Here is a 15,969-nt window from a genome sequence, read left to right on the forward strand (position 1 = left end):
CGGGATAAGCCCGATCAGAGCGTCTGGGAGAGCGCCTTGATGGGCATCTTGAGATCGGCGAGCAGCTCCAGGTCACGTTCGGGCGCCCGGCCCAGGGTGGTGAGGTAGTTGCCGACGATGACGGCGTTGATTCCGCCCAGCATGCCCTCCCTCGTGCCGAGGTCGCCGAGGGTCAGCTCACGGCCTCCGGCGTACCGCAGGATGGTGCGCGGCAGGGCGAGGCGGAACGTGGCGATCGTCTTCAGCGCCTCGGCGCCGTCGACCAGCGGGTGATCGGCGAACGGCGTGCCCGGCCGGGGGTTGAGGAAGTTGAGCGGCACCTCGTCCGGCGCGAGCTCACCGAGCTGGGCGGCGAACTCGGCCCGCTGCTCCGGCGTCTCTCCCATGCCGACGATGCCGCCGCAGCACAGCTCCATGCCCGCCTCCCGGACCATGAGGCAGGTCTCCCAGCGCTCCTCCCAGGTGTGGGTGGTGACGACGCGGGGGAAGTGCGACCGGGCGGTCTCCAGGTTGTGGTTGTAGCGGTGCACCCCCATCTCGGCCAGCTCGTCCACCTGCGCCTGGGTGAGCATGCCGAGCGAGCAGGCGACGTTGATCTCGACCGCCTCACGGATCGCCCGGACGCCCTCGCGGACCTGGTCCATCAGCCGCCGGTCCGGGCCGCGTACGGCGGCCACGATGCAGAACTCGGTCGCCCCGGTCGCCGCCGTCTCGACGGCCGCCTTGACGAGGGAGGGGATGTCGAGCCAGGCCGCGCGGACCGGAGAGGAGAACTGCCCGGACTGCGAGCAGAAGTGGCAGTCCTCCGGGCATCCTCCGGTCTTGAGCGAGACGATCCCCTCCACCTCGACCTCGGGGCCGCACCACTTCATCCGCACCTCGTGCGCCAGGGCGAGCAGGTCCGGCAGGCGGTCGTCGGGGAGCGTCAGGCACTCCAGCGCCTGCGCCGCGTCGAGCCCGCGGCCCTCGTCGAGAACCTGGACGCGGGCGATCTCCAGGATGTCGGTCTTCACGCGGCACTCCCGTCGGTCAGGTGGGGCACTGCTGTCACAGGGGCAGCATAAAGGTCGAGCGGAACGCGGCCGGGTCGAACATGCCGCCGAACGCGGGAGCCAGGCACGCCCGCGCCACACGGGCGAACGCCTCAGGGCCGAGCGACCCCGCGCCCTCGGGCAACGCGCCCGACAACGGGCGGGCGGCGAGCATCTCCAGATCGGCGACGTTCGAGCGGTCCGCCAGGCCCGGGGCGGCGGGCCAGGAGCCGATCACCACACCCGCGAGGTCGAGCCCCCGGCCCGCCATCGCCTCGAGCGTCAGCGCCGTGTGGTTGAGGGTGCCCAGCCCGGCGCGGGCCACCACGAGCACCGAGGCGTGCAGGCGCCGGGCGAGGTCCGCGAGCGTGCCGCCCTCCTCGTCGTACCGGACGAGCAGCCCCCCGGCGCCCTCGACGAGCACCAGCCGGTGCGACTCGGCCAGCTCCCCGATCCGGGCCGCGGCGGCCGCGAGCGACAGCGGCGGCAGGCCGGAGACGCGGGCCGCCGCCGCGGGGGAGAGGGGATCGGGATAGCGCGCCATCTCGAAGGTCGAGGTCACCCCCGACAGGCGGATCACCTCGTCGAGGTCCCCGGCCTCCCCGGCCGCGACCCCCGTCTGCGCCGGCTTCACGACGGCGGCCGTCGCGCCCCGCGCCACCGCCAGCGCCGCGAGCGCGGCCGTCACCACCGTCTTCCCCACCCCGGTGTCCGTCCCGGTCACCACCAGAACACTCATAATCAGGGCCGGCGGAGGCGGGTGACGAACTTGTAGCGGTCGCCGCGGTAGAGCGACTGGGCGTACTCGACCGGGTTGCCGTCGGCGTCGAAGGCGTGCCGGGTCAGCAGCAGCATCGGCAGGCCGACGTCCACTCCGAGCACCTGCGCGTCGTACGGCGTGGCGAGCACGGTCTCTATGACCTCCTCCGCGTCGGTCAGCCGCACGTTGTAGGCGTTGTGCAGCGTCTCGTACAGCGAGGAGTGCACCTCCAGCTCCCGCCGCAGCCGGGGGAAGCGGCGGGCGGACAGGTGCGTGGTGTCGATCGACATCGGCTCGCCGTTGGCCAGGCGGAGACGGTGGATGCGCAGCACCCGGCTGCCGGGATTGACGGCCAGCCGCCGGCCGAGCGTCTCGTCGGCCGTGACGTAGCTGATATCGAGGATCTTGGTGTCCGGCTCCAGCCCGACCGTGCGCAGGTCGCCCGTATAAGAGGTGAGCTGGAGCACCTGCGCGACCTTGGGCTGCGCGACGAACGTGCCCTTGCCCTGGATGCGCAGCAGCCTGCCCTCGACCACCAGCTCCGACAGCGCCTGCCGGACCGTCGTCCGCGAGGTCTCGAAGCGTACGGCCAGGGCGCGCTCGGGCGGGAGCGCGCTGCCCGCGGGCAGGCTCTTGGTGAGTTCCAGGAGACTCCGCTTCACGTCGTAGTACTTAGGCACGCGAGGAGAGTCCTCGCTGCGCTCCGTCACCTGTCCCACCCTCGACTCGGCCCTTTCGTCAACTCGGCCACAGCGGTGAGCGCACCCCGGACCACCACGAGATCATCGGACCGCAGATCGGCACGTGCGGTCAACCGCAGACACGCGCGGCCCTGGGGCACCGACGGTGGGCGGAAGCATCCCACGCGCACCCCGTGATCCGCACACAGTGCCGCCGCCGCGAGCGCGAGCCGGGGCGGGCCGAGCACCACCGGCACCACGGCGGCGGCGGGGTCGGCCGTCTCCAGGCCGAGCCCGCGGGCCAGCGCGGCCAGCTCGCGTGCCCTCTCGCGGGCGCGGGCGGGCAGGCCGGGAGACGCCTCCAGCAGGTCGAGGGCGGCCAGGGCGGCCCCCGCGCACCCGGGGGCGAGGCCGGTGTCGAAGATGAACGACCGGCCCGTGTCGACGAGCGTGCCGATCACCTCGGGGGCGCCCAGGACCGCGCCCCCCTGCGAGCCCAGCGACTTCGACAACGTGACGGTCCGCACGACGTCCGGCCGGCCGGCCAGCCCGGCCGCGTGCGCCGCGCCCCTGCCGTGGTCGCCGACGACGCCGAGCGCGTGGGCCTCGTCCACCACGAGCAGCGCGCCGTGCCGTACGGCGGCCTCGTGCAGGGCGCGCAGCGGCGCGACGTCTCCGTCGACGGAGAACACGGCGTCGGTGACGACGAGGGCGTGCTCCTCGTGCCGTTCGGCCAGGACCTTGGCCACCGCCTCGGTGTCCCCGTGCGGCGTGACCACGACCCGCGACCGCGACAGCCGGCAGGCGTCCACGATCGAGGCGTGGTTGCCGGCGTCGGAGACGATCAAGCCGTCACGGCCGAGGGCGGCGACGGCGGCGAGGTTGGCGAGGTATCCCGACGAGAACACCAGGGCGCCGGACGCTCCCGCGAAGGCGGCGAGCCGGTCCTCCAGCTCCGCGTGCAGCCGGGTCGACCCGGTCACCAGGCGCGACCCGGTGGAGCCCGCCCCCCATTCGCGGGTGGCGCGGACGGCCGCCTCGACGATCCGCTCGTCCCGCGAGAGGCCGAGGTAGTCGTTGGAGGCGAGGTCGAGCAGCCCGTCGTGGTCGGGCGTGCGCGGGCGCAGGTCCCGCCGCAGGCCCGCCTCCTCCCGCCGCGCCGCCGCCGCGCGCAGCCTGTCCATCGGCCCTGTCATATCGGCCCCGTCATATCCGCCCTGTCATGAGGTGCATCCTGCCAGGTGACGAAGGTCGATTCGCTTTCGGCCCGGCAGGCGGCGCATCATGCACACGTGCCGACTCTCAGCGACCTCGTGTCGCGTCACACCGCACTCGAATCCGCCGACCTCGACTGGATTCACTCCCTGGTCTCCGACTGGCAGCTGCTCGCCGACCTGTCGTTCGCCGACCTGATCCTCTGGGTTCCCGACCAGGGCGGCACGAGGTGGCTGGCGGTGGCCCAGATGCGTCCCACGACCGGTCCCACGGTCTACCACGACGACGTGGTCGGGATGTCCGTGGCCGCGGGAGAGCGGCCGCTGATCGACGTGGCCTGGGCCGAGCGCCGCATCTGCCGGGAGGGCGACCCCGACTGGTCGAGCGGCGTGCCGGTGCGTGAGGAGACCATCCCCGTACGGCGGGGCAGGGAGGGCTCGATCATCGGGGTGATCCAGCGGTCCACGAACCTGTCGTCGGCGCGCACCCCCTCCCGGCTGGAGCTGACGTACCTGCAGAGCGCCTCCGACCTCGCGCAGATGGTGGCGGAGGGCAGGTTCCCGTTCGCGGAGGAGGAGCCGATCCTGGTCAGGTCGCCCCGCGTGGGCGACGGCCTGCTGCGGCTGGACAAGGCCGGCCGGGTCACCTACGCCTCGCCGAACGCCCTGTCGGCGTACCGCCGCCTCGGCCTGCACGCCGACCTCGTGGGCGCGGACCTCGGGAAGACGACCGCCGACCTGTGCTACTCGGACGAGCCGATCAACGAGGATCTGATGCTCGTCGCCAGCGGGCGGGCGCCCCGGGAGACCGAGGTGGAGAACGGCGGCACGGTCGTGCAGCTACGGGCGATCCCGCTGATCGTCGGGGGCGGCCGCATCGGCGCGCTGGTGCTGATCCGCGACGTGACCGAGCTGCGGCGGCGCGAGCGCGAACTGCTGACCAAGGACGCGACGATCCGGGAGATCCATCATCGGGTCAAGAACAACCTGCAGACCGTGGCGGCGTTGCTGCGGCTCCAGGCGCGCCGCCTGAACAATCCCGAGGGGCAGGAGGCCCTGAACGAGGCGGTGCGCCGGGTCGGGTCGATCGCGATCGTCCACGAGATCCTCGCGCAGATGCCGGAGGAGATGGTCGAGTTCGACGACATCGCCGACCGGGTCATCGCGATGACGGCGGAGGTGGCTGTCGCGCAGGTGGCGATCAAGCGGACGGGCGGCTTCGGCGTGCTTCCCGCGGCGGTCGCGACCCCGATCGCGATGGTGCTGACGGAGCTGCTCCAGAACGCGGTCGAGCACGGCTTCGCGCATTCCTCGGGCAACGTGCAGGTCGTCGTCAGGCGGGACGCCGACCGGCTCGAGGTGGTGGTGGCCGACGACGGCAAGGGCCTGCCCGCGGACTTCGACCTGGAGGCGACCGGGAGCCTAGGGCTCCAGATCGTCCGCACGCTGGTCGTCGGCGAACTGTCGGGCCGCCTGGGCGTGGCCGGGAGGGACGGCGGGGGGACCGAGGTGCGGATCAGCATCCCGGTGCAGCCCGCCTGACACGCGTGAGGGGCACCCCGCCTCAGCGCGGCGGTGTGGGGGATGCCATAGTGGACGCGATGACCGGCAGAACGCGATCGGCACAGTGCGATCAGCAGAGTGATCGGCACGGTCGATCGACCGGTGCGAGCCACCATGACGCGAACAACCATGACGCCACTCACCATGCGACTCACATGGCGCGACCGACGTGATGAGCGCGACGAGCGTGCTGACGAGCGTGCGCCGCCGTCCGGTGAACGCCGCGAAGGCATTCACCGAGGACGGTCGCGTACGGCGGCCGGACCGCCGGGGTCAGACCTGTGATCAGACGGCGGCGCGGGCGCGGGCACGAGCGGTGCGGCGCTTGAGTGCGCGACGCTCGTCCTCGCTCAGTCCGCCCCAGACGCCGGCGTCCTGGCCGGACTCCAGGGCCCACTTCAGGCAGGAGTCGGCGACCGTGCATCGCCGGCACACCTGCTTGGCTTCGTCGATCTGCATGAGCGCGGGACCGGTGTTCCCGATCGGGAAGAACAGTTCGGGGTCCACGTCACGGCAGGCAGCGCGGTGGCGCCAGTCCATGCGTTCCACTCCTTCGTCAGATGGAGCCGTCGTGGCTCCGCTGGCCGTCAACTTTGTGAACTCTTTCACTAACTAGGGCGGACGTTTACCCGGTTCCAGGGTTAGGGGCCGGGGCGCGTCCACGCGATCGCCGGGGGCCCTTACAGAGGCTGTGGTCTCCGTAAAGGTCCTACGTTCCGACGTCGTGATTCAGCTTTTCAGCCGTACCAACACCACACAAGAGGTTTGGGACAAGGTTTTGCCCGCCGTGGCTGTCGGATGCGTCACACTATGACTACATGTAACAGCTTAGACGAGGACTTGTAACGCGTCCGGGATAGCGCGAAAGATCACCCACTCGTGTTCTCCCAGGTAGTCGCCGTCGAGCTGGAAGGCCACCGGCCGGGAGGCGAGGAGGGTGAACTCCTCTTCGTCATGCGTCTGAACGAGGTGTTTACCGCGCGGCAATCCCCGGTGCTCTCCGATGATCTGGCGGACCAACGAGAGCATGGCGGGCAGATTCAGCCTGCGGAGCCCGAGTAGATCGAGTCCCGTCTCGAAGCCGGCCCACGGTGTCGGGTTGATCGGACGAGTGCCGGCGTACGTCCAGGGCGCCGTGTTCGACACGATCGCCTGGAAAATCCCATCCTCTGTGGGCAGGCCGGGACGCGCCAGCCGGATCGCCGGACGCCGCCGGTCGGTCACGAAGAAGTGACGCACCGCCGTGCTCACGTAGAGGGCGGGCAGTGCGCGGTATCCCGCGCTCCGCAGACCCTCCACGGCCCGGACGACCTCCGCGTCGTATCCCAGCCCTGCACAAAATGTGAAATATCGGGACCTTTGATGGTCAGGGCCCGCTCCTGCCCCCGGATCGGGGCCCGAAACCTCATCGTGCCAAATCGCCTGTCCGAGTCCGATGACGCGGCGCCGGTCCTCGCGCAGCGCCTCCAGGACGGCTCCGGTCGCCTCGACCGGGTTGTTGGGCAGCCCGAGGGCGCGGGCGAAGACGTTCGCGCTGCCGCCGGGGATGACGATGAGGGCCGGCCGTTCGCTCGCGCGCCCGCCCGGATGCGCCTGGAGCAGCCCGTTGACGGTCTCGTTGATCGTTCCGTCGCCGCCGAGCACCGCCACCGCGTCGAACCCCTTGGCCCGCGCCGTCGCGGCGAGCGTGGTCGCGTGGCCCCGGTAGGCGGTCTCCTCGACCGACAGGTCCACGGCGGCGCCGAGCGCCCGGATCAGCACGTCCCGCGTGCGCCGGTGCGTCGAGGTGGCCTTGGGATTCACGAGGAGGAGAGCCCGCATGCCTGAAGGTTAACGAACCGTTTACCGCTCCCGCCGGGTGACGCCTCTCCCGGGAGGCCGGCCACCCGTACGGGTAGGGTTGGGCGTTGTGATCAGCAGCTCCGTCGGCCGCCCCGCGACGCTCACGGTGGCCGCCGCCGTCCTGGCCGCCGAGGGCCTGCTCGCCGTTGTGATGGGCGGCTATGTCGGCGTCGAGACTTTGGTCGGCAAGCCCACCGACCTGGTGACCGGCATCGCGGTGGCCGGGTTCGGCGTGCTCGGCGGGGCCGGCCTGATCTGGGTCGCCTGGGGCCTGTGGCACGTGCTCCGCTGGAGCAGGGGACCGGCGGTCGTCACCCAGATCTTCGCGCTGCCCGTCGCGATCACGCTGATCCAGTCGGCGCAGTACGGCTTCGGCGTGCCGCTCGTCGTCGCCGCCGTCACTGCCCTGGTCGCGTTACTCGCTCCGGCGTCGACCCGCGCGCTGATGGGCGAGGACGCCTCCTGATCCGGCAGGGCCGGCCCTGCTGATCCGGTCGGCTGACCGAGCGCCGCCGGGGGGAGTGCGGCGTCTCAGTCGTTCCTGTCCGGCTCGCCGGTCCGGATCTCAGTCCTCGGCGGTCAGGCCCTCGCGGAGCTGGGCCAGGGTCCGGGCGAGCAGCCGGGACACGTGCATCTGCGAGATGCCCAGCTCGGTGGCGATCTGGGACTGCGTCATGTTGCCGAAGAAGCGCAGCAGCAGGATTCTCTTCTCCCGCGGCGGCAGGCGCTCCAGCAGTGGCTTGAGCGACTCGCGGTACTCCACGCCCTCCAGCGACTCGTCCACGATGCCGAGCGAGTCGGAGACGGCGGGAGCGTCGTCGTCGCCCGAGTCGGGCGCGTCGAGCGACACGGTGGAGTAGGCGTTGGCCGACTCCAGGCCCTCCAGGACCTCCTCCTCGCTCATCCCCAGGTGGACGGCGAGCTCGGCGACCGTGGGCGCCCGGCTCTCCCGCTGCGACAGCTCGCTTATCGCCTTGGTGAGCGAGAGCTTGAGCTCCTGCAGCCGGCGCGGCACGCGGACCGCCCAGCCCTTGTCGCGGAAGTGCCGCTTGATCTCCCCGACGATGGTCGGGGTGGCGTACGTGGAGAACTCCACGCCGCGGCCGAGGTCGAAGCGGTCGATCGACTTGATGAGACCGATCGTGGCGACCTGCGTCAGGTCGTCGAGCCACTCGCCCCTGTTGCGGAACCGGCGGGCGAGGTACTCCACGAGTGGCAGGTGGAGCTCGACCAGCTCGTCGCGGATCCGCTGGCGCCTCGGGTCCTCCGGCGGCAGCTCCGAGAGCTCGGCGAAGAGCGTGCGCGCGCGTACGCGGTCCGGCACCGCCGCCGAGTCGCCGGAGGCCATCGCACTCGTCCTTTCCGTCACGACGGCCCCGCCGCGCTCCGGCGCTTACGCAGCATGATCGCCAGATGGTCGGCGTGGTCGGAGATGGCGTCCACGTCGTCCGCCAGCGCGGTCAGCACCATCCAGGCGAAGTCCTCCCGGTTGGGCGAGCTGACGCCGAGGGTGTTCACCTCGACGCGCACCGTCATCTCCGGGCCGGTGAGTTCGAACTCCGCGAGAAGGTCCGTTCCGGGTACGGCGTGCCGCAGCAGCATGGCGCAGGCCTCGTCCACCGCGATGCGCAGGTCCTCGATCTGGTCGAGGGTGAAGTCGAGCCGTGCGGCGAGCCCGGCGGTGGCCGTGCGCAGCACGGACAGATAGGCGCTCACGGCGGGCAGCCGGACACTCACAGCGTCGCGAATCCCGGTCAGATCCACCGCAGGCGTCTCGGTTTCCTCGGTCACGTTCCTCCTCGCCCCTTCGAGCCGGCTCACTGCCGCTGACTGCAACTTACCGCCACTTGGACGGTGCTGCCCCGGCCAGACGCGCCGATTATGGCGTTCCTTGGAGGTAACTCCTCGTAAATTCCGTAGTACCGAATACGAAGCCTCTATGGGGTTTCGTCGCGCCTGACGTACATGCCCTTGTCACGTGCTCTGGGATGCTTTCCGGGGCCGCTTTCCGGGCGACCCGGCCCCGCGCGGCATGGCCGTGCGGGGCCGGGTCGCACCCGGCTCAGGCGGCCTTGGTCTCCCAGAAGATCTTGGAGATCTCCTCGATCTTCGCCAGGAGGTCGTCGGCCAGCCCGGGGTCGACGGTGCCCTTGGCACCGGCCGCGCCCGCGAGCTTCGTGGCGTCCCAGAAGAGCTGGTGGAGCTGGGGGTACTGCTCAAGGTGCGGCGGCTTGAAGTAGTCGGTCCACAGCACCCAGAGGTGATGCTTGACCAGCTCGGCCCGCTGTTCCTTGATGAGCAGCGCGCGGGTCCGGAAGACCGGGTCGTCGTTGTCGGCGTACTTCTTAATGATCGCCTTCACCGACTCGGCCTCGATACGGGCCTGCGCCGGGTCGTAGACCCCGCACGGCAGGTCGCAGTGAGCGGACGCCTCGTGCCGGGGTCGCAGCAGTCGTGCGAGCATCGGAATCCTTCCTTAGGAATGCTGATGACAGCACCGTTCCAGAACCGACCTTACTCGTCTCGAAAACGCCACGCGGAGGGGGATGTGCTCACCGCCGTATGTGTCTCCGGAGACTCGATGCGGCCCGCGCTGCGGCCCGGAGACTGGCTGCTGGTACGGCTCGGCGCCGCCGTGCGGCCCGGCGACGTGGTGGTCGCCAGGCGGCCGCACGGCCTGATCGTCAAGCGGGCCTTCCGGCTCACCGGCGACGGCTGGTGGCTGGAGAGCGACAACCAGTCGGCCCCCGGGCGCCGCGACAGCTGGGACTTCGGCGCGGTGCCCGAAGGCGACGTCCTGGGCAGGGTCGTGCTGCGCTACTGGCCCCGGCCCGCGCTGCGCTTCCCCGCGCCGCCCGCCTGACCCGGCGGGCCCGTGGCCGGGCCCGCCGGGTCAGGCGCCGCGCTTGCGGGCCCGGTACGCCGCCACGTTGGCCCGGCTGGCGCACCGCTCCGAGCAGTAGCGGCGCGACCGGTTGGAGGAGGTGTCGATGTAGGCGTTGCGGCACGGCGACGCCTGGCAGAGGCCGAGCCGGTCCACGCCGAGGCGGGTCACCACGCTGGCGAGGCCCATGACCGACCCGACCGACAGGGCGTCGGCGACCCGGCCGCCCTCGGTCAGGTGCAGGTGCCAGGGCTGGCCGTCGTGGCCGGAGATCTGCGGATGCACGGGATGCCGGACCAGCAGGCCGTTGAGCCGGTCGACGACGTCGACGTCGTCTCCGCCCGCCGCGGCCTCGAACACCCCCGCGAGTTCCTCGCGGAGCTCCCATAGCGCGTCGACGTCACGCCGGGTGAGGCGGGAGGCCGCCTCCGTACGGCCCGTCTCCTCCAGCAGCGACCGAAGGGAGAAGGGGTTTCTGAGCTCGTCGCCCATGTTGACCAGCTGAACGGCCAGCTCGGCGTAAGACGTCAAGTCCACTGGGGCGCCCATGTACGTAAGAGATCACTGGCAAAGCCGAGTATTACACGCCTCGTGGCCTGGGGGAACACCAATAGGGGCAACGATCTGGGGTCGCCGGGGGAGGGGCGGGCGGTGGTTCGTGTGGCACAATCGGGAGACGGGTGACCCCCGTACCCCCTCAAGAGACGACCGTCAACGACGACGGCCTCCGGCGGCTACCGAAGCCTGGGCTCTCGTTCTCTTGACGGCGTCTACCGAAGGAACTCGTCCTTTCGACACTGGGGTCGCTGTGACCGTTACGCCTGATTCCTTGACTTCTCTCGATCTGGATCCCGCTTTCGCGCTGCACCGCGGCGGCAAGCTGGAGGTCCGCTCCACCGTCCCGGTCCGCGACGCCGCAGACCTGTCGCTCGCGTACACCCCGGGCGTCGCCCGCGTCTGCACCGCCATCGCCGACAACCCCGACCTGGTCAACGACTACACCTGGGTCTCCAACGTCGTGGCCGTGGTCTCCGACGGCACCGCGGTGCTGGGGCTCGGCGACATCGGGCCCGCCGCCGCGATGCCCGTGATGGAGGGCAAGGCCCTGCTCTTCAAGCAGTTCGCGGGCGTCGACGCGGTGCCCGTCTGCATCGACTGCACGGACGTGGACGCGATCGTCGAGACCGTGGTCCGGCTCGCGCCCTCGTTCGGCGGCGTCAACCTCGAGGACATCAGCGCCCCCCGCTGCTTCGAGGTGGAGGACCGCCTGCGGGCGCTTCTCGACATCCCCGTCTTCCACGACGACCAGCACGGCACCGCGATCGTGGTCCTCGCCGCGCTGCGCAACGCGGCCCGCCTCACCGGGCGGTCGCTCGGCGACCTGCGCGCCGTCGTCGCCGGCGCGGGCGCCTCCGGCGTCGCCGTCTCGCGGATCCTGCTGAACGCCGGGATCGGCGACATCGCGGTCGCCGACTCCAAGGGGATCATCCACCCCGGCCGCGACGACCTGAACCAGGTCAAGCGGGCGCTGGCCAGGGACACCAACAAGGCGGGCCTGACCGGCTCCACCGAGGGGGCCCTCGCCGGGGCCGACGTGTTCGTCGGGCTCTCCGGCTCCACCATCTCCGAGCGGGCCGTCGCCGGGATGGCGCGGGACTCGATCGTGTTCGCGCTGTCCAACCCCACACCCGAGGTCGAGCCCTCGGTGGCGGCCCGGTACGCCCGCGTGGTCGCCACCGGCCGGTCCGACCACCCCAACCAGATCAACAACGTGCTGGCCTTCCCAGGGGTCTTCCGGGGCGCTCTCGACGTCCGCGCCAGGACCATCACGGAGAACATGAAGGTGGCGGCGGCCGAGGCGCTCGCGGCCGTGGTCGGGGACGACCTGTCGGAAAGCTACGTGATCCCCTCGCCGTTCGACGCCCGGGTCGCCCCCGCGGTGATCGCCGCCGTCGCGCGGCAGGCCCGCGAGGACGGCGTCGCGCGTAAGTGATCCCGCCCCCTGACCGGGCGGAGGGGCCGGGCGCCGTGCGGCGCCCGGCCCTTTTTCCGTCGCGAGCCCTTGAGAATTCCTTTACCTCGTCACTGTAGGTGCTATAAAGAAAGCTCTCCGTAACCTCATCGGCTGTTGCCTGTCCCCGGTTGGAAGAGCGATGCGACGTGACCTCGACCGCATCAGGTGCCTGGCCCGACGGCTCGGCGGCCTCGGCGTGGGACAGCGGTTCCCCCATTCGTGGCAGGAGGGTGTGGCAAGCGTGACAGCACTGTGGAGAGCCGACGTCGAGCGGCGCAGGTTCCTGCTCGACTCCACCTTCGCCCTGGGCGCGGGTTCGGCGGGACTCGCTCACTGGCTGGCGGCGCCGGCCGCGGAGCGGCTCTCCGCGGCCGGGCCGCGCCGGGTCGGGGCCTCGGACGTGGCCGCGATCCGGGAGGTCACCCGGTCGTTCGGGGAACTCGACAACCGGTTCGGCGGCGGCAGCGTGCGCGGGCCGGTCGTGCGTTACCTGCACACCGCCGTGACGCCGCTGCTGCGCGAGGGCGCGTACGGCGAGGCCACCGGGCGGTCGCTCGCGACCGCGGCGGCCGAGCTGACCCGGCTCGCCGGATGGATGGCCTACGACCTGGAGCGGCACGGGCTCGCGCAGCGCTACCTCATCCAGGCGCTCGGCCTGGCGCGGGGGGCGGGCGACCACGCGCTGAGCGGCGAGATCCTGGCCGGGATGAGCCACCAGGCCGTCTACATCGGGCACGCCCGGCACGGGCTGGAGCTGGCCAGGGCGGGGGTCGAGGCGGCCCGGCGCTCGGGGGTCCGCACCCTGCTCGCCGAGACGCGCGTGCTGGAGGCGCACGCCCTCGCGCTGCTGGGGGATCGGGCGGGGTGCGGAAACGCGCTGCACGAGGCCGAGATCGCCTTCGGCCGGCGCTCTCCGCAGAACGAGCCCCGCTGGATCGGCTACTTCGACGAGGCCTACCTGGCCGCGAAGTCGGCCCACTGCCTGCGCGACCTCGGCGACGGCGGAGAGGCCGTACGGCAGGCCAGGCGGTCGCTGGTAATGGACGGGCGGTACGTGCGGGGGAGGATGTTCAACCTCGCGCTGCTCGCCTCGGCCCTGATCCAGGAGGGCGAACTGGAGGAGGCGTGCCAGGTCGCGTCCTCGGCGCTCGACGCGGCCGAGGGCATCCAGTCGGCGCGCACCCGGACCTACGTGGCGGACCTGCGCCGGCGACTGGCGCCGTACGCCGCGGATCCGCGGGTGGCCGCGCTGCTGGAGCGTGACCGGCGCACGGGCAGGGCGGCGGTCGGCGTGTGACGCCGCCGCCCTGCCCGTACGCGGGGAGAACGGGTGCCCACGGTGGGGCCGGCCGCGAGGGACCGGACCCCACCGGAGGCGGGCGTCACTCGGACTTGGCCTCGGTGATGCCGATCGTGCCGTCCTTGCGGACCAGCGAGCCGGACCACAGCGAGTAGGCCGCCTTGTAGACGCCGAAGGTCTCGCCGTCGAAGTACGGGGAGCTGATCATGTCGCTACGGCTGTTGCCGTCGGTGTCCCCGCCGAGGCTGGTCACACCGTTGATGTAGCCGAGACGACGGGCGCTGCTGTACTTGAGGATCCAGGGGCCGCCGGACGAGCCGCCGGTCATCGAGCACTTGAGGCCCACCTGCTCCTCGGCCTTGACCGAGGGCTCCTTGACCGGGAAGTACGGCTTGCCGTAGCACCACTTGAGCGTCTGGCCGGTCCACACGTAGTCGCCGTCGCCCTGCGGCGCCGAGGGGTAGCCGAACACGAAGACCGGCGCGCCGACCTTCTGGTTGTAGGCCAGGCCCTGGCCGCCGACGTTGTTGCCCAGCGGGCCCCGGTCGACGAACTTCTTCTGGAGGTCGTACCCGATGCCGTTGTAGACGGTGACGAACGCGTAGTCGCGGTCGGCGTCCTCGTACACGTCGAAGTCGTAGTGCGTGAACGCCTGCTTGCCGACGTACACGCCCCAGGGGGCCTTGCCGTCGTAGTAGCCCGGGATGAAGATCCAGTTGTCCACGACGTCGTGGTTGGTCTCGATGTCGTAGACACAGTGGCCCGCCGTGGCGACGAGGTTGTGGTACGCGGACTGCACCGACGAGGCGGAGCAGGAGTAGAGGCCGCTGCCGATGCTGAAGAAGACCCGGCCGACGGTCTTCGGCAGGTTGACGTTCTTGGACTTCGCGGCGGTCATCTTCTCGTCGCCGATCGCCGGCACGATGCCCGGCTTGCCGTCGGCGGCGGGGGCTCCCTTGGAGACGTGCTTGGGAACCCGGTTGTGCTCCATGCCGTACGGGTCGGCCGACTTGAGCTTGTAGCCGTTGCCGTCGAGCCAGAACTTGATGACGTCGCCGACGCCGGCCGGACTGGCGAGCTTGTCGCTGCTGAGGACCTTTCCGGCCTGGGCCGGACCGGTCAGGGCCGTCGCCGCAAGTCCCGCGGCGACGATCGCGCCGATCGGGAGAAGCACGTGCTTCTTCATAGGGGGGTCGCTCCTCGCGCTGTACGTGGGACGTCACTTACGCCCCATGCGTCAGTAAAGGGATGTCAAGGAACTTACAGCACAAGAGCTTGTTGTCATAAGTCGTAGATAAGAAGACGTGTCCGGAATTAAGGGCCTTTTTGTGTCCGGTATGTTTCGCGGCGGGTCACGGGTCGAAGTACTCTCAGGCGGGAGAAGTGACGCGCTCGTGCCGGGCGGCGTCGTACACATGGAACAACTCGCCGTCGAAGTAGGGCGAGAGGGCGATGGACTGGCCGGACGTGCCGATCGTCAGGCCGTTGAGGTAGCCAAGCCCCCGCCCGCCCCGATACGCGGCCAGCCACGGCGATCCCCCCGCGGAAACGAAGGGCGCGTGTACGGCCACCAGTTCGTCCGCCTTTTGGGTCAGATCCCAGACGCGAAACGGTCTTCCGTACGACCGGTGCAGACCGGTGGGCGCCGTGCCGGCGGCGTGATCGACGGGATAGCCGAAGACGGCGAGAGATCCGCGGACCGGGAGGTTGTAGGCCAGGCCCTGCTCTCCCACCTTGTCGCCGAGGCGGCCCGCCCGGGTCAGCAGCACGCCGGTGTAGCCCTTCCGGGTGCGGTACTTCGGGCCGGTGAAGACGGCGTACCGCGCGGCGCCGGAAAGCGCGACCCGCCGGGGCAGCACGCCGTCGTGGACGCTGACGAAGGCGTAGTCGCGGTCGAGGTCGCCGTAGCGGGTGAAGTCCTGGTGAGCGAAGGCCTGCTTCCCGGGATAGACGCCGAGAGGCGCCGTGGCCCCGGAGAAACCGGGCACGAAGACCCAGTTGCGGTAGGTCCGGGGCACCCCGGAGGGCCGCCGCCCGGGCTCGTACACGCAGTGGCCGGCGGTCGCGACGAGGTTGCGGTGGTCGGCCTGGACCGAAGTGCCCGCACACCAGTGCGGGCGGTGGTCAGCGCCGACGAAGAACACCCTGCCCGCGGTCCTCGGCAGGTTGACGTTCCGTGAGGCGCCGGGCACCCGCCTGGCCCCCGCGACGGCGGGCACGACGCCCCGGTCGCCGCCGGGCTCCGCGTCGCCGCGCGGGACGGGGGTGGCGGCGATCGTCACCGGCAGGAGATAGGGCGTCGCGCCGGCGAGCGCACGCGCGCCGTTCCCGAGCCAGTAGGCGAGCGTGGAGGAGACCCCCGCCTGGGGGACCAGCGGGCTCGTCACCGTGATGTCGTAGGCCCGCGCGGGCGCGGGAACGACCACACCGAGCATGGCGAACAACGCGGACGTCGCCACCGCCCCTGACAGCGGGGCGAGGATGCGCTTCACCCGATCTCCTTGCCGTGGAACGTCTCCCGCGCGGTACACGTCGACGCGATGCGAAGGAACATACAGCGCACAGGCCTCACGTCGGAAACAACCGCGAAAAAAGAACAGGGCCCGGCCGAAGCCGGGCCCTGTGGGTCAACCTGCGTGTCAAGCGGATCGGTCAGAGCGCGTGAGCACTCAGGCGATCGA

Annotated in this window: 17 protein-coding genes; 5 read left to right on the top strand and 12 right to left on the bottom strand. The window is 71.0% G+C overall.

Going from position 1 to position 15,969, the window contains the following annotated elements; translation table 11 throughout:
* Positions 1 to 14: 14 nt before the first annotated feature.
* The 4 genes from bioB to Mam01_RS34550 are packed head-to-tail and all read right to left on the bottom strand — an operon-like array spanning position 15 to position 3,655.
* Positions 15 to 1,013, bottom strand: coding sequence for a biotin synthase BioB (bioB, locus tag Mam01_RS34535; protein WP_150940090.1), 999 nt, complete (start codon positions 1,011 to 1,013; stop codon positions 15 to 17).
* Between the two features lie 34 nt (positions 1,014 to 1,047).
* Positions 1,048 to 1,770: a dethiobiotin synthase gene (gene bioD / locus Mam01_RS34540; protein WP_150940088.1), complete on the bottom strand. Its 723-nt coding sequence runs from the start codon at positions 1,768 to 1,770 to the stop codon at positions 1,048 to 1,050.
* A gap of 2 nt (positions 1,771 to 1,772) precedes the next feature.
* Positions 1,773 to 2,501, bottom strand: a complete 729-nt coding sequence (locus Mam01_RS34545; RefSeq protein WP_150940085.1) for a GntR family transcriptional regulator — start codon at positions 2,499 to 2,501, stop codon at positions 1,773 to 1,775.
* Positions 2,498 to 3,655, bottom strand: coding sequence for an 8-amino-7-oxononanoate synthase (locus tag Mam01_RS34550; protein WP_239101838.1), 1,158 nt, complete (start codon positions 3,653 to 3,655; stop codon positions 2,498 to 2,500). Before Mam01_RS34550 ends, Mam01_RS34545 begins: the two co-directional genes overlap by 4 nt.
* Before the next feature lie 108 nt (positions 3,656 to 3,763).
* Here Mam01_RS34550 and Mam01_RS34555 point away from each other — a divergent pair, with 108 nt between their 5' ends.
* On the top strand, positions 3,764 to 5,227 hold the full coding sequence (locus Mam01_RS34555; protein WP_150940081.1) for a sensor histidine kinase: 1,464 nt from the start codon (positions 3,764 to 3,766) through the stop codon (positions 5,225 to 5,227).
* 306 nt (positions 5,228 to 5,533) lie between these two features.
* Here Mam01_RS34555 and Mam01_RS34560 read toward each other — a convergent pair whose 3' ends face one another.
* Together Mam01_RS34560 and Mam01_RS34565 are read right to left on the bottom strand one after the other, a co-directional pair.
* Complete coding sequence (locus Mam01_RS34560) at positions 5,534 to 5,788, bottom strand: WhiB family transcriptional regulator (protein ID WP_111700805.1); 255 nt, start codon at positions 5,786 to 5,788, stop codon at positions 5,534 to 5,536.
* 288 nt (positions 5,789 to 6,076) lie between these two features.
* On the bottom strand, positions 6,077 to 7,069 hold the full coding sequence (locus Mam01_RS34565; protein WP_150940079.1) for a diacylglycerol/lipid kinase family protein: 993 nt from the start codon (positions 7,067 to 7,069) through the stop codon (positions 6,077 to 6,079).
* 88 nt (positions 7,070 to 7,157) lie between these two features.
* Between Mam01_RS34565 and Mam01_RS34570 the strand changes: the two genes are divergently transcribed.
* On the top strand, positions 7,158 to 7,556 hold the full coding sequence (locus Mam01_RS34570) for a hypothetical protein (RefSeq protein ID WP_239101839.1): 399 nt from the start codon (positions 7,158 to 7,160) through the stop codon (positions 7,554 to 7,556).
* 99 nt (positions 7,557 to 7,655) lie between these two features.
* Here Mam01_RS34570 and Mam01_RS34575 read toward each other — a convergent pair whose 3' ends face one another.
* The 3 genes from Mam01_RS34575 to sodN all read right to left on the bottom strand — a co-directional run bounded on the left by Mam01_RS34575 (position 7,656) and on the right by sodN (position 9,554).
* Positions 7,656 to 8,438: an RNA polymerase sigma factor SigF gene (locus Mam01_RS34575; protein WP_204289453.1), complete on the bottom strand. Its 783-nt coding sequence runs from the start codon at positions 8,436 to 8,438 to the stop codon at positions 7,656 to 7,658.
* Positions 8,439 to 8,455: 17 nt separating this feature from the next.
* A complete protein-coding gene (locus Mam01_RS34580; protein ID WP_150940075.1) occupies positions 8,456 to 8,881 on the bottom strand; it encodes an ATP-binding protein in 426 nt (141 codons plus the stop codon).
* 271 nt (positions 8,882 to 9,152) lie between these two features.
* On the bottom strand, positions 9,153 to 9,554 hold the full coding sequence (gene sodN / locus Mam01_RS34585) for a superoxide dismutase, Ni (RefSeq protein ID WP_111700802.1): 402 nt from the start codon (positions 9,552 to 9,554) through the stop codon (positions 9,153 to 9,155).
* A gap of 84 nt (positions 9,555 to 9,638) precedes the next feature.
* Here sodN and Mam01_RS34590 point away from each other — a divergent pair, with 84 nt between their 5' ends.
* The gene (locus tag Mam01_RS34590) at positions 9,639 to 9,953 is read left to right on the top strand and encodes a S24 family peptidase (RefSeq protein WP_225312170.1); all 315 of its coding nucleotides are present in this window, start codon (positions 9,639 to 9,641) and stop codon (positions 9,951 to 9,953) included.
* 30 nt (positions 9,954 to 9,983) lie between these two features.
* Here the strand turns inward: Mam01_RS34590 and Mam01_RS34595 are convergent, their stop codons facing one another.
* On the bottom strand, positions 9,984 to 10,511 hold the full coding sequence (locus tag Mam01_RS34595) for a CGNR zinc finger domain-containing protein (protein WP_239101840.1): 528 nt from the start codon (positions 10,509 to 10,511) through the stop codon (positions 9,984 to 9,986).
* Positions 10,512 to 10,803: 292 nt separating this feature from the next.
* Here Mam01_RS34595 and Mam01_RS34600 point away from each other — a divergent pair, with 292 nt between their 5' ends.
* Together Mam01_RS34600 and Mam01_RS34605 are read left to right on the top strand one after the other, a co-directional pair.
* Positions 10,804 to 11,967 carry an NAD(P)-dependent malic enzyme gene (locus Mam01_RS34600; RefSeq protein ID WP_239101841.1) on the top strand — a complete coding sequence of 388 codons (1,164 nt, stop codon included), beginning with the start codon at positions 10,804 to 10,806 and terminating at the stop codon, positions 11,965 to 11,967.
* A gap of 160 nt (positions 11,968 to 12,127) precedes the next feature.
* Positions 12,128 to 13,285 carry an NsdA family TPR-like regulatory protein gene (locus Mam01_RS34605; RefSeq protein WP_486348222.1) on the top strand — a complete coding sequence of 386 codons (1,158 nt, stop codon included), beginning with the start codon at positions 12,128 to 12,130 and terminating at the stop codon, positions 13,283 to 13,285.
* A gap of 85 nt (positions 13,286 to 13,370) precedes the next feature.
* Here the strand turns inward: Mam01_RS34605 and Mam01_RS34610 are convergent, their stop codons facing one another.
* Both Mam01_RS34610 and Mam01_RS34615 read right to left on the bottom strand, forming a co-directional pair.
* Positions 13,371 to 14,474, bottom strand: a complete 1,104-nt coding sequence (locus tag Mam01_RS34610) for a trypsin-like serine peptidase (RefSeq protein WP_204289455.1) — start codon at positions 14,472 to 14,474, stop codon at positions 13,371 to 13,373.
* Positions 14,475 to 14,658: 184 nt separating this feature from the next.
* Positions 14,659 to 15,780: a trypsin-like serine peptidase gene (locus tag Mam01_RS34615; RefSeq protein ID WP_204289456.1), complete on the bottom strand. Its 1,122-nt coding sequence runs from the start codon at positions 15,778 to 15,780 to the stop codon at positions 14,659 to 14,661.
* Positions 15,781 to 15,969: the final 189 nt, after the last annotated feature.

It is taken from the genome of Microbispora amethystogenes, assembly GCF_016863015.1.
GTDB lineage: Bacteria > Actinomycetota > Actinomycetes > Streptosporangiales > Streptosporangiaceae > Microbispora > Microbispora amethystogenes.

Excerpts from the sequence above, each read along its gene's own strand:
- bioD (WP_150940088.1), bottom strand. The coding sequence starts at position 1,770 with ATGAGTGTTCTGGTGGTGACCGGGACGGACACCGGGGTGGGGAAGACG.
- Mam01_RS34550 (WP_239101838.1), bottom strand. The coding sequence starts at position 3,655 with ATGGACAGGCTGCGCGCGGCGGCGGCGCGGCGGGAGGAGGCGGGCCTG.
- Mam01_RS34560 (WP_111700805.1), bottom strand. The coding sequence starts at position 5,788 with ATGGACTGGCGCCACCGCGCTGCCTGCCGTGACGTGGACCCCGAACTG.
- Mam01_RS34565 (WP_150940079.1), bottom strand. The coding sequence starts at position 7,069 with ATGCGGGCTCTCCTCCTCGTGAATCCCAAGGCCACCTCGACGCACCGG.
- Mam01_RS34575 (WP_204289453.1), bottom strand. The coding sequence starts at position 8,438 with ATGGCCTCCGGCGACTCGGCGGCGGTGCCGGACCGCGTACGCGCGCGC.
- sodN (WP_111700802.1), bottom strand. The coding sequence starts at position 9,554 with ATGCTCGCACGACTGCTGCGACCCCGGCACGAGGCGTCCGCTCACTGC.
- Mam01_RS34605 (WP_486348222.1), top strand. The coding sequence starts at position 12,128 with ATGCGACGTGACCTCGACCGCATCAGGTGCCTGGCCCGACGGCTCGGC.
- Mam01_RS34610 (WP_204289455.1), bottom strand. The coding sequence starts at position 14,474 with ATGAAGAAGCACGTGCTTCTCCCGATCGGCGCGATCGTCGCCGCGGGA.